We start from the raw sequence: 12,516 nt of genomic DNA, 5'->3' as shown, positions 1-12,516 counted from the left end.
TCAACGTGTAAAACGCTTCAAAAGATTATAGCTGGGCACTATTCCAAGCTCCCCGGCCTTACTAAGGTCTGCCACGCCAGCCTCCTTATTGCCAAGTTTAAGATATATGTATCCTCGGTTGTAGTACGCCTCACCGAAATCAGGCTTGATATCTATAGCGACGGAATATGCGCTCAAAGCGGATGTATAATCGCCCGACTGGAGCAACATATTACCTTTATTATAGTATGCTATTGCCATTCTCGGTGACAGTTCTATTACCTTGTCAAGGTCTGCCATCACTTCGGCCGCCACCATTTTTGATGTCTGTCCGGCCATCTCCGGCAGGATGCCCTCGCGTTTTGTATCACGCGACAGACGATCCATCTCGGCATTTTTCATGCGAGCGTTAGCTCTTAGCATATAGGCAAGCGTAAAATCAGGAGCAAGAGCGATAGCTCTGTCAAGATCAGCCATTGCCGAAGCATAATTATGCAGAGTATAATAGTCCATAGCGCGCCCAAAATAATCAATCGCACGCGGACGGTGTGTTTCCAGATACCCGTTATAATACTCTATTGATGAAAAATGCTTGCCGATGGCATCCTCATCCGATAGCTGAGGTTCCCTGTTAGTTGTCATCAACAGAAATCTGAGAGCACGTGTCGCATTAAGGTCATCCACTTCCTTTATATAATATGGGACTTCCTTGATTTCCGTTGTTGTGACATAATATGAAAGGGTGAACATAGGTTCAACTTCTATCGCCAGATTCCTATCCTGCACACGCCCCTTTATGCCCTCGGTTGCATATTCCTCTTTTACAGTAGCATTGTTGTCTACAGTCAACAGCGATGTAAAGCGTGCTGCCACCTGCTCCTGAGTCTCCTCCTTACCTTGCTGCGAACCGCCGGCATCCGCATCAACATCAGCACCCTCATCGGCCGGAACCGCTTGTTTAGACAGAGCCATAGCCTTGTTATAATCGCGTTCGGCCTTTGCACGCTCACCCATAAGACGGTAGTTCTCGCACCTCACAAAATATGCGCCTGAAAAAGAAGGGAACTCAGCTATCACCTTGTCAAGGTCAGCATTTGACCCTGAGTAATCAGCAATTTCCTTTGACAGCAAAGCCCTGTTATACATTGCCTTGTAATTATCCGGATCAAGCGCAAGCACACGTGTGAAGTCATCAATAGCCTTATTATTGTCATTTACCTCAGCACGAAGCAGACCGCGATTGAATAATGCCGGCACACTCGAAGGATCCAACTGTATGGCATAGTCAAAATCGGCCATGGCTCCGAAATAATCATCAAGCTGATATCGAAGAAACGCGCGGTTCACGAAATATCCAGAAAAATGAGGCTGTAATTTTATCGCCTCATCCATATCGTTTCTCGCACGAGCATAGTCCTTTGCTGAATTTATAGCTATGTCAGCTCGCATCACGTATGCGTTCACATTATTCTTGTTCAAATCAAGCGCACGGTCTATGTCAGCGCTTGCCTTTGCCGTATCGCCCATCGCAAGATAGAGCCGTGCACGACCCACAAGGCCATTATCATATCGCGGATGATAGCGAAACAGTTCGTCATAAGTGGCTTCCGACCGTTTATAATCCTTTAATTCCTCAAGAGCAAGAGCTTTATTGAGCAGCAGTCCACGGCTTTCTGGCAGTTGCTCAAGTGCACGGTCATAATCCTCCACGGCCTCCTTAAGTTTGCCTTGGTTCTGTCGCGCCACACCGCGCACCTCATAGGCTCCGGTGATAAACCGGTTATATGATATCGCAGTCGAAGCATCATCTTCGGCTCCAATATAATCCTCCAGCGAAATCTTAGCAATCGCACGATAGAAATATGGTTGTGCCAGATAAGGTTTGGCAGCTATCACCTGGTTGAAATACTGTATTGACAGGACATAATCCTCCAGATACAGTGAATTCTGACCGACACGCATTACCTGGTCGGTGTTAATCTGTCCATGGACATTCCCGCCGAATGAACATAATATTGAGAAAAACAGTATATACTTTAGATATTTCATTTTCATTGCGACAAAATGCGGTAATCCTGCCGGATGACATATGCCGGCACGGCAAAACGGCGATACTGTTTCAGACCTCCATTTCCGTGTAAAGTTACGTGATAAAGTTAGAAAATGAGACAATTTAGATAAAAATAACAATTACATCATGTGTGTGAAACAAAAATTAGTGGTTGTCGGAGGCGGCTTTGCCGGAATATACCTTGTAAAGCACATCAATCGGCGACTATACGATGTGGTTCTTATCGACAGCAACAACTATCATAGTTTTCCTCCCCTATTCTATCAGATTGCATCGGCGGGCCTCGACCCGGCAAGCATAGCTTTCCCGTTCCGCAGAGAGATGCGCAAACTCAAACCTCTGCCAGAATACCATTTTGGCGAAGTAAAAAGCATCGATACGGACAAAAAGACTGTCACAACCCAATACGAGACTATATCATATGACAGGCTTGTCATTGCAGCCGGCACACGCAACAACTTCTTTGGCATGGCCGACCTCGACAAATACGTTTTCACGATAAAGCGCACATCCGAAGCCCTGCGTTGCCGCAATGAGATTCTCGACCGATTTGAGCGGGCCGCCATATGCCACGATGCCGACAAGCGCCGGCGTCTGCTCAGCTTCACTGTAATCGGAGGCGGCCCTACAGGTGTTGAGATTGCCGGCGCGCTTGGAGAGATGAAGCGCTTCCTCTTAAAAAGGGAGTACCCTACAATCAACCCCGACGAAATGACAATCACTCTGGCTGAAGGCTCTGACCGATTGTTGCAGACAATGAGCAACGAAGCATCGGCATATGCACTCGAAGCATTGCGCCATCTGATGGTCGACGTGCAACTCGGGCGCCAGATGAAAAGCTACAGCGACAACACCTTGACCTTTGCCGACGGAGAATCAATATATTCCGAAATGGTTATCTGGACAGCCGGAGTTACAGCTGCGACGTTCAATACTACCGGCACCCCATTTTCCTTAGGCCACGGCGGACGCATACTTGTCGACGAATTCAACCGAGCCATAGGGTTTGGCGATGATATAATGGCCATCGGTGATATCTCGCTGCACGCCACATCCGACAATCCCCGTGGATGTCCGCAACTTGCGCAAGTAGCCATACAGCAAGCCCGCACACTTGCCCACAACCTCAACCGACATTCCTGGCATCGCACATTCAGCTACCACGACAAAGGCTCTATGGCAACAATAGGCCGAGGCCGGGCTGTAGCCGATTTGAAACGCTTGCACCTGAAAGGATGGCCGGCATGGATGGCATGGATGTTCGTGCATCTAATATCGATTCTTGGCATGCGCAACAAAGTAGCTGTGCTTGTCAACTGGATCTGGGCCTACTTCACCTATCCGACCTCACTGCGCCTGCTAATACACCCCGAGAGATACCCGCTGCGCCACCGATGGGGAGAATCCTGAGCCACCTTCACCATATATCTCTGTCAATCAACTATAAGGTCTCGTTTTTTCGACAGATAAGGGAGAATCCGCTTTATCACCACCGCGGCAATCAGCAAGGTGGCCACTCCGGCCAGCGCATAAGCCGCCACCCGGTTCTGCATACCTAAGAACTGCTCACCGATAAACATAAACGAGGTGATGACATATGTCATGCAGACCGCAGGCACCATGGCGACTACATAATTACGACCTCTCGACGCAAGCCATACCACTATACTCCACAGTACTATAGTGCCGAGTGTCTGGTTGGCCCATGCGAAGTAACGCCACAATACACCGAAGTCGACCAAAGTTATGCCGAATCCTACTGCAAACAATGGCAGGCAAATCATAAAGCGCCTGACAAGAGGCCGCTGGTCGATATTGAATATATCGGCAATCATCAGGCGTGCCGAACGAAAAGCCGTATCACCCGATGTGATGGGCGCAGCCACTACACCGAGCATAGCGAGCACACTGCCGATCGCACCGAGTGTACCGCGCGAAGTCACATCGACCGCCCAAGCCGGATTATTGCCGTTCTCCGCCATAATCCGGCTCAGGGAACCGGCTCCCCCGAAGAAAGCCATTGCCACTGCCGCCCATATAAGCGCAATGACACTCTCGGAAATCATGGCTCCGTAAAATACCATTCTGCACTCTTTTTCATTCCCAACACAGCGCGCCATCATAGGCGACTGCGTAGCATGGAAGCCGGAAATCGCCCCACACGCTATTGTGATAAACATAGCCGGGATTATCGGCAAAGCATGCGGATCGAGCTGATAATTGTGAAATGTGGTCATCTCCGGTATGCCATAGTCCCCTACAAGCAGAGCACCGAGCAATCCGAGAGCCATCATTATAAGCGCGGCCCCGAATATAGGATACAGTTTGCCTATCACCTTATCGACCGGCAACATGGTAGCCACTACATAATACACCAGGATTATGCCTACCCACCATGTCTGTGGCACAGAAGGGACAAGAGTACCCAACAACTGCGCCGGACTGAGCAGAAACACCGCGCCGACCAGCACCATCAGGAATATCGAGAATACGCGCACGAAATCCCGCACTCCGGGTCCGAGATACCTTCCTATGATTTCGGGCAGACTACGCCCGTCCCCTCTTACAATCATCATCCCCGACATATAGTCGTGCATAGCGCCGAAAAATATTCCGCCGAGAGTAATCCAGATGAAAGCCACCGGACCGAAACACGCGCCAAGTATGGCACCGAATATAGGTCCGGTTCCGGCTATATTGAGGAGCTGAATCAGAAAAGTACGCCAGCGTGGCATACGTATATAGTCCACACCGTCGGCCATACGCCGAGCCGGAGTCGGCTTCTCTCTGTCAATACCTGCCTGTCGGTCAAGATATTTTCCATAAACAAAATACGCTCCAATCAACGCAGACAGACACAAAAGAAATGTAATCATGGAAATAGTCTATTATTCTTTACAACATACATATACAAATCAACCGGTTGCATATGGAGATACGGTACAATACCTCTGACATACCCGTACATCTCCACATTAAGAGCTTGTTTAATAATAAATGTTACCGTCAGGGCGGTCAGTCGGCGAGCAGATTTTCGCTTGTGATGAGGGAGTTATGGGGTCCCATAACGACCGAAGAACGGGCGGAAATATGCCGGCGAATGACCGACAGGAGGTAATTTGTGTTATATCGTTGATATATTTTTGCATTTATCTTACAAGCAGGCAAGAGATTGTATTAGGTAATAAAGTTACCTTTTGTCTCGTATATCTTGGCAGCTTTTCGCCTTGCTCCTCAGTCATGTACATAAAGTACACTCCTTCGTCACATGTCGAAAATCGACTCAAGCTATACGACCCTAACGGCAACATTTATTATTAAACAAGCTCTTAAACTCCCGCTCCCCAGTATCTGTCAACACCGGGGAACAGAGCCTAAGAGAGTGTCAAATTTATCTCATCGCCTCGACCTCATCGGTTGTAAGAGGGATTTTCTTGCCAAGACGGCGGGCACCGGTATCGGTAATGAGGAAATCCTCCTCGTTTCGCACACCGCCCCAGTCGCGCCATTTCTCTACCTCGGAGTAGACTATCTGGTCGGCAAACCGGCCCTCCTTCTTCCAGAGGTCGATAAGTTCAGGAATAAAATATACCCCGGGCTCGATGGTATGCACCATGCCAGGCTCAAGCGGACGAGCCAGACGCAACGACTTGCGGCCAAACTGTGTCGACTTCGGCTTTCCGTCGTAGCCTACCCACACCTCGCCGAGATTTTCCATATCATGATCGTCAAGTCCCATAAGATGCCCGAGACCGGTCTGGAAAAACAGCGCATATGCACCGCTTTCAACGGCATCCTGCGCAGAACAACTCAGCATTCCAAGCTCTCTCATCCCCTGCGCCACGACCTCAGCCGCACGGTTGTGTACATCGATAAACGGCACTCCAGGACGCAGCATCTCCACCGCAGCCTGATGTGCGGCCACCTGCACGTCGTACACCGCTTTCTGACGCGGGGTAAACCTGCGGTCGGCCGGTATGGTCGAAGTCATATCTCCGGCATAGCCCATCTGGGTCTCGGCGCCGGCATCCACCAGCACCATGTCGCCGGGCTTTATCAGATTACCATGATAGGGATTATGCAGAGTCTGCCCGTTGATGGTACATATGGTGTTGAACGACAGCGTACAATTGTTGGCTGCAGCCACTCTCTCAAGCGCTGCCATCACCTCATACTCATACATGCCGGGGCGCACACAGCGTATAGCCTCGATATGCATGTCGGCGGTCACATTGCAGGCACGTTCTATCTCCTCGATTTCCTCATCGCTCTTATGGTTACGCTGATCCACTATGGCACGTATAAGGTCTACCGACGCCTTATGGTCACCGGGCTTAAGGTCGAGCAGACGCCACAGCTTTAATGTATGCTCCGACCGGTATTCCGGCAGCGTATGTATCGTCCGCCCGGCCTTGCGCGCAGCGTCAAGCACACCGCGCAGACTGTCGGAAGTCATTACATGCTCCACACCCACATTATGGGCCTTCTCATGGAGCGTAGGCTGTGTTCCCATCCACACTATATGGTCAATCGACAGCTCATCGCCAAACAGTATCGACTCGCCGCTGTCGGCATCGATTACTGCGTTAAGCCCTGCATATGGTAGTCCGAAATAATAGAGAAATGTCGAATCCTGACGATAAGGATAAGGCGCATCCTCGAAATTGCGGCCCGACTCATCATTGCCAAGCAGCAGTATCAGCCCGCCGCCCACCTTTTCGGCAAGTCTGCGGCGCCGTTCTGTATATGTTTCTTTGCTGAACATTATATTATATATATATCTTTCATTAACGGTAAACTATGCAAAGATAATAAAAAACGGGACACTCATGCCCCGTTTTTATTATCTAACGTAGAAAATTTATTTTAATTCTGCAATGTCTCCCGAAATTACGAATGACGGTAGAGGAGTGTGTCAACAATGAGAGGCGGAAGCAGCGGGTCGAAGCCAAGGGGGTAGAGAGAGGGAAGCGAGGAGCGGAAACGGTCGAGCCATCCGGTAAAATCGCCGTCGAAACTGTCGGCCGACATAGAGAAAAGCCTGATAGCCTCGGGCATGTCATTGTCGAGCATGGCAGCGTATCCGGCATTGAGATAGTCGGCATAGGTGGGCAGTGAAGCGATGAGGCGCGAATAATATTCACGGGCACGGGCAGTGTCGCCCGTAAGGAGCAGTGCCCAGGCCAAAGGACGCACCGCACGCTCCGGTTTCTTACCCATGAATTCTGCCTTGAAGAAATAGTTGAGGGCCTCCTTGTGGCGACCGAGCTCCACAAGACAGTGTCCGATGTTGAGCGCAATCGAGGCATCGTCGGGACGGGCCTTCTCGGCAATGCGGAAATGCTCGAGGGCTTCCTCCGTGCGACCGAGCAGACGGCACACGGCGCCAAGCCGGCGACGTGTCCACAGGCTATCGGCATTGAGCAGCTCGGCCTGCGAATAATTGCGGAGAGCCTCATCCAGCCTACCGGTCTGCTGATAGGCATAGCCAAGTTTCTGAAACATCTGGGCATCGACAGGGCCTGAGCCGACACGCATCTCCAACACTTCTGCTGCATCCTCATAATATCCGCGCTGGAAGTAAAACTCGCCCACCGCACTCAGTGTCTCGGGCGAATGTAGATCTTTCTCAAGCAACGGCAATGCAAGCAGATTGAGCGGACGGGCAAACGGATCGGCAAACTCCCCCTTGCGCCGAAACAGCTTGAAGAATCGATATAACCCCTGCACATATTTGCCGGCGGCAGTGTCGCGAGCCGAAGCATCGCCGGACGCATCAAGAGTGGCCTGGCGCATCTCCAGTTCGGAAAGCACCTCGGGATTTATCTGCGACAACATCATACGCCGCTGAGCCTGCGGAGCTACAGCCAGTGCCAGACAGAACGAATACTTGTCGCCGTCACACAGAAACGGTGCGGCGGCAATCAGACCACCGATTTTCGCAGCCTCATCGCCGAGAGCGTCGGTTATCGATGTGTGGTCGGCACGGAAAGGCATAAACCAGTTGGCCGGTTCGTGGAAAAAGGGGAAAGTCTTCAACTGGGCAAACGTAGGCATCATCACGTCGGCACCCTCCTCCTGCATCTTCATCAGTTCCTTGAGTTTGTCGGCCACCCCGCTGTCGCGGAGCATGTCGTTCCATTCCGGATTGTCCGACAACAATTCCTGCAGGTCGTCAATCGACGATGCATCCATGTCGAGTTTAAGCATATCGGGACGCAACTTCTTAAGACGAGGTATGAGATCGTCATTAATAGTATGTGATACTCTGTCGGTATCGCGCGAGCGTATAAACTGCATGAATACCTTTTGCACATCGGACGTCCAAACAGTGGTGTCGCGGAGAGCTTCTATCCGTGGTTTCAGACGTGTCACATCAACTGATTTCCGACATATATACATGGCCATGAGAGCTCCGCACAGAGCCTGCATGGCAAGGCGTCCCGAGGGGCTGGATGCATACACGTCAAGCAAGAGCATCAGACGTCGCTCGTCGTAATGCTCAAGGAGTCCGAGCAGCAGGGATGAAATGAGCAACGACTTGAAATCATCGCTATAGGCGGCAGATACAAATACATCCTTAAGCTGAGAGGAAAGTTCGGCCGACATCGGGAATGCGACCCACAGCCGCATGAAAATACGCCGCTCCAAAGACTCACGCTCCCTGGCATCTGACTTTTTGTCAGCCTCCCCTCTACCGAGTATGGCATTAAACGCCGAATGACGGTCGGACAGCGACAGATAACGGTCAAGCAGCCCCTGCATGGTGTCACCCTTCTGAAGAGCCTCATACCGCAATGTCGAGTAATACATAGTCGGTGAATCGCGTCGCTCAATACGATAGCGCGCACGGTCTGCTATACAGCGTATCCCTGCCACTATCGAGGTGTAAAGGTCGTCACGTCCAGGGTCCGACTGCCCGTTTGCCGCATAATCAAGCATCATCCGGTAGGTCTGTTCCAGACGGTCGATATCCTCGGTGATGCGCCAGTCGGAGGCAAGAGCAGCCAAAGCGCGTAACTGTACAAAGGCATCCCTGAGTCTGCGTTCGCCTATGCAGCTGTCAATACGTTGGATATATTGTTGTGGTGTTGTAGCCATATGTATGATTTCGTAGTTTGCGGGAGATATGCCAAGGCAGAATATCAGCTGCCGCACAATAGTCCCATCAAAAGAGATAACAAAAACCGAGCCAAAAAGATGCGAGACGCGCCGCAACCCATGACCGGACTGCGGCGCGTCGTATTCAAGAACCAAGTGTTGGCGTTACTTCACAAGTACCTTTCTTGTAGTGCCGCCCTGGCGCACTACATATATACCCGGCACCACACGGTCGGAGGGTATGCGGATACCCTGCAGATTGTAGTACTCGGCAGGAGCCTCAGGGTCATAAGCTCCATCGACAGAATCTATGCCCGATGTACCGCCGATGTAGGTGAGTCGCGGCGAGATGGCAAATGAAATACCACCCTCGTCGGTGTTTTCAACCCATTCGCGCTCTCCGGTGGGACGGTAGCTGTCGTCAAGTACCTCAAGCTGATGGAAAGCTGTATTGCGGTCGCCCATATTGCGGCGTGCAAGATACATGGCGATATCGTCGCCATCCTCATTGGGGAATTCACCGATGGTAATAAAGAATTCAGTCTCGACACGTACGGGAGACTCAAACATGAACACTGTAGGATCATTGTATGTCTCAGAGGCGTCGACAAGTTCCGAAGCCTTAAGCTGTGAAGTTGCGATGACCTCACCGGGCAGACCGTCCTCGGCCTTGGCTATTGAAACAACTACCGGAGCATCAGCCGACGCTACAGTAGCCTTGGCGAAGTAGACATTTACCGATGATATCTCGGCCGGAGCGAGAGGCTTGGCAAACTTCTCGGCAAACGCCGGCATGTCAAGCCAGTTGGTGCCACCATAATATCCGTACCATCCAAGAGCGATACTGGTAAGGTCGGGATTCTCTGATGCGGCGATGTTCCATACGTTAGCCTCCTGCCCGGCCTTTATCTGATAGAGATATGTGGTGGACTCTCCTACCGAATTTTTTACGGTAAGGTCGAGATCGTAGACACCGGCCTGTGTATAGCGGAATGTCACCTCTTTGTCGGCTGAGGTTGTGATGTCGGCCCCCTCTATCTTCCATTCGCGGCTGTCAACCTTTCCTTCTGTAAGGTCGGTGAATGTAAGGTCGACACCCACGGGCACCACCAATGCGGCCTCAGGAGAATAGTAAGCCTGAGCAGGCACACCGATTACTGCCGTCGGAGGAATGCCACGCACGTTGATAAAGTTCTTGCGGGTGACAGTATTCTTCTCACCTTTCTCGTTGGTGACTGTGAGGGTCACATCATAGCTGCCGGCATTGCTGTAAACAACAGTAGGATTCTGCTCCACAGAGGTCTCAGTCTCGGCACCCGGGAAACTCCATTCCCAAGCCACCGGATAACCTCTCGAAAGGTCTACAAAGTCAATCTGCTCGCCTGTGACAATTGATGCCACAGCATCATCGCCGGTATTGGCTGTGACGATTTCCATGTCATCAATCATCACGGCCTCGCCATATGTGCCCTGATAAAGGAATGCGAGTTCTACGGTCTTTCCGGCAAAAGCCGACAGGTCTACAGTATATTGTGTCCATTTTGCATCATCAATAGCAGCCTCCTGCGATACGCGGAATGCATCCCATACGACAGTCCCGTTGCTTCCGCCCTCAACAACTATGAGCTGAAGGTTGGCGTCGTATATCCACACTGGATTGAACACAGCCCAGAAACGCACCTTGGCGTTCTCGGGAATAACCATCTCGGGAGTATATGCGGCATCCGACACATAGTTGCGGTCATATGGATGATACAGAGAATACTTGCTTGACGGATTTACCGAAGTAAACGCCGGCACGGTATAGCTGTAATCGCTTGCAGTCATTGTCCATTGGGTGTCTTTGGTCACTGTCCAGTCCGACATTTCATCCTCGGAGTCAAAATGCCATGAGGCTACGCTTACCTCGGTCTGTGCGGCAGTGAATTTCGCAGCCAGCTTCTGATTTACAGTAAACGTTGCTTTCTTCACATCGCTCCATATGTTATCACCTACAGCCTGCACCCATATAGTGGTGCTCTCTGTAAATGTCTTGGTCATAGCGGGTTCATGGTTGATTTCAAATTCCTGGAGCAGTCCCCACTGGTCGACTTCAGGCTCTGCGTCTCCTATTACATACCATATAGTACGGGCACGCTCGTCGGTGGCTGTGAAAGTAACAGTCACTTCCTCATCAAATACACCTCCGTCGGGAGTAATCGCCGGCGCATCCATCGGAGGCTTGGCCACTACATAAAGTCTGTAGGAAGCCTCAGCCGGATAATAAGTGTCATCACCTGTAAAGATGGCGCGAACGGTAGTCTCGCCTTTCTCTACAGTTGTTATCCAGCCGGTCTTGTCGACATAAGCCACAGCATTGTCGTCACATTGGTAGCTGACACTCACACGATTGGGATTGTTGAGATAAACACCGGCGGCATCGTCGGGCCACTCTACGGTAAGCTCGCTCTTCTCAAAGCTGATACCGGGATCCTTGCGAATTACATACTGCACTGTAGCAACAGCTCCGTAAACGCCCTCCTTGCGGGCAACCGCCTTTACAGTAGTGGTTTCGGCGACAGTGAACGGAGCGCTGTATATAATCGCAGTCTCAGATGCACGCGGATTGCTTCCGTCGGTAGTATACACAATCTCACATCCTTCCGGAGCAGTGATGCTGACAGTCTGGGCCTCATCGTAAGTGCCTGCGGCCACCGATAGTACGGGTGCCTCAAACGCGGGTGCCTCTTCCTCCCATTCTACTTCGATTTTTTTTATGTAGAATGGTTTTGACGCTCCGGTCTGCGAGAACTCCATCTTTATCTCACCCTCCTGGATATCATCGGAGGTAAATGTGTGCTCAACCAGCTTATCCCCTGCGATAGAAGACGGTGTTTCTGATGCGGTATACGCTTTGCCATTGACACTGACAGTCACTTCCGCTACGGAAGCCACAACTCTTGATTGAACAGACACTCGCTTGATTTTCCCCTCAAAAGAGCCGGAAACAAGATTGAACCCATCAACAGGGAGAACTCCACTCTCAACTTTACCTACTATTTGTCCGGATGTAGTAGTGAACCCAAGATAACATCCTTCCGGCACATTAATAGTCCATTCACGCTCCTTCAAGATACGAGTCTGTGTAGTAAGAGTCTTATCACTGCCCAAATTATAGAATCCGGCTTCCTTATCTTTTGTAGCCGATATGGGCCAGTCGTAGCTCCATGTGCCGGCATTGGCCTGTAGCGCTGCAACCAGCACGACTAAGAGCGACATAAACTTGTGGTAAACTTTTTTCATACAATAAATGTGATTTATTTATATAATTTGCACCGATTGGTATAATGTTATTCACTATTTTTACAAATTTACAACAATCATTC

The 12,516-nt window shown here is 50.6% G+C and carries 6 protein-coding genes; 1 reads left to right on the top strand and 5 read right to left on the bottom strand.

Annotation, left to right across the window (positions count from 1 at the left end):
* On the bottom strand, nt 1-2,028 hold the full coding sequence (locus ADH68_RS08035) for a tetratricopeptide repeat protein (RefSeq protein WP_161953082.1): 2,028 nt from the start codon (nt 2,026-2,028) through the stop codon (nt 1-3).
* Between the two features lie 154 nt (nt 2,029-2,182).
* Between ADH68_RS08035 and ADH68_RS08030 the strand changes: the two genes are divergently transcribed.
* Nucleotides 2,183-3,460 carry an NAD(P)/FAD-dependent oxidoreductase gene (locus ADH68_RS08030; RefSeq protein ID WP_157755877.1) on the top strand — a complete coding sequence of 426 codons (1,278 nt, stop codon included), beginning with the start codon at nt 2,183-2,185 and terminating at the stop codon, nt 3,458-3,460.
* Nucleotides 3,461-3,483: 23 nt separating this feature from the next.
* Here the strand turns inward: ADH68_RS08030 and ADH68_RS08025 are convergent, their stop codons facing one another.
* The 4 genes from ADH68_RS08025 to ADH68_RS08010 form a co-directional block, all read right to left on the bottom strand.
* Nucleotides 3,484-4,926 carry a carbon starvation CstA family protein gene (locus tag ADH68_RS08025; protein WP_068961257.1) on the bottom strand — a complete coding sequence of 481 codons (1,443 nt, stop codon included), beginning with the start codon at nt 4,924-4,926 and terminating at the stop codon, nt 3,484-3,486.
* 515 nt (nt 4,927-5,441) lie between these two features.
* On the bottom strand, nt 5,442-6,815 hold the full coding sequence (locus ADH68_RS08020) for an aminopeptidase P family protein (RefSeq protein ID WP_068961258.1): 1,374 nt from the start codon (nt 6,813-6,815) through the stop codon (nt 5,442-5,444).
* 125 nt (nt 6,816-6,940) lie between these two features.
* Nucleotides 6,941-9,151, bottom strand: coding sequence for a tetratricopeptide repeat protein (locus ADH68_RS08015; protein ID WP_133165697.1), 2,211 nt, complete (start codon nt 9,149-9,151; stop codon nt 6,941-6,943).
* A gap of 165 nt (nt 9,152-9,316) precedes the next feature.
* Nucleotides 9,317-12,433, bottom strand: coding sequence for a chitobiase/beta-hexosaminidase C-terminal domain-containing protein (locus tag ADH68_RS08010; RefSeq protein ID WP_068961260.1), 3,117 nt, complete (start codon nt 12,431-12,433; stop codon nt 9,317-9,319).
* Between the last annotated feature and the right edge of the window lie 83 nt (nt 12,434-12,516).

This window comes from Muribaculum intestinale (assembly GCF_002201515.1).
In the GTDB taxonomy this organism is placed as follows: Bacteria; Bacteroidota; Bacteroidia; order Bacteroidales; family Muribaculaceae; genus Muribaculum; species Muribaculum intestinale.
The sequence above is the reverse complement of the archived record's forward strand: the minus strand, read 5'-3'. Positions and strand labels throughout refer to the sequence as shown.

Coding starts and splice junctions, on each gene's coding strand:
- ADH68_RS08035 (WP_161953082.1), bottom strand. CDS start 2,028: ATGAAATATCTAAAGTATATACTGTTTTTCTCAATATTATGTTCATTC.
- ADH68_RS08025 (WP_068961257.1), bottom strand. CDS start 4,926: ATGATTACATTTCTTTTGTGTCTGTCTGCGTTGATTGGAGCGTATTTT.
- ADH68_RS08020 (WP_068961258.1), bottom strand. CDS start 6,815: ATGTTCAGCAAAGAAACATATACAGAACGGCGCCGCAGACTTGCCGAA.
- ADH68_RS08015 (WP_133165697.1), bottom strand. CDS start 9,151: ATGGCTACAACACCACAACAATATATCCAACGTATTGACAGCTGCATA.
- ADH68_RS08010 (WP_068961260.1), bottom strand. CDS start 12,433: ATGAAAAAAGTTTACCACAAGTTTATGTCGCTCTTAGTCGTGCTGGTT.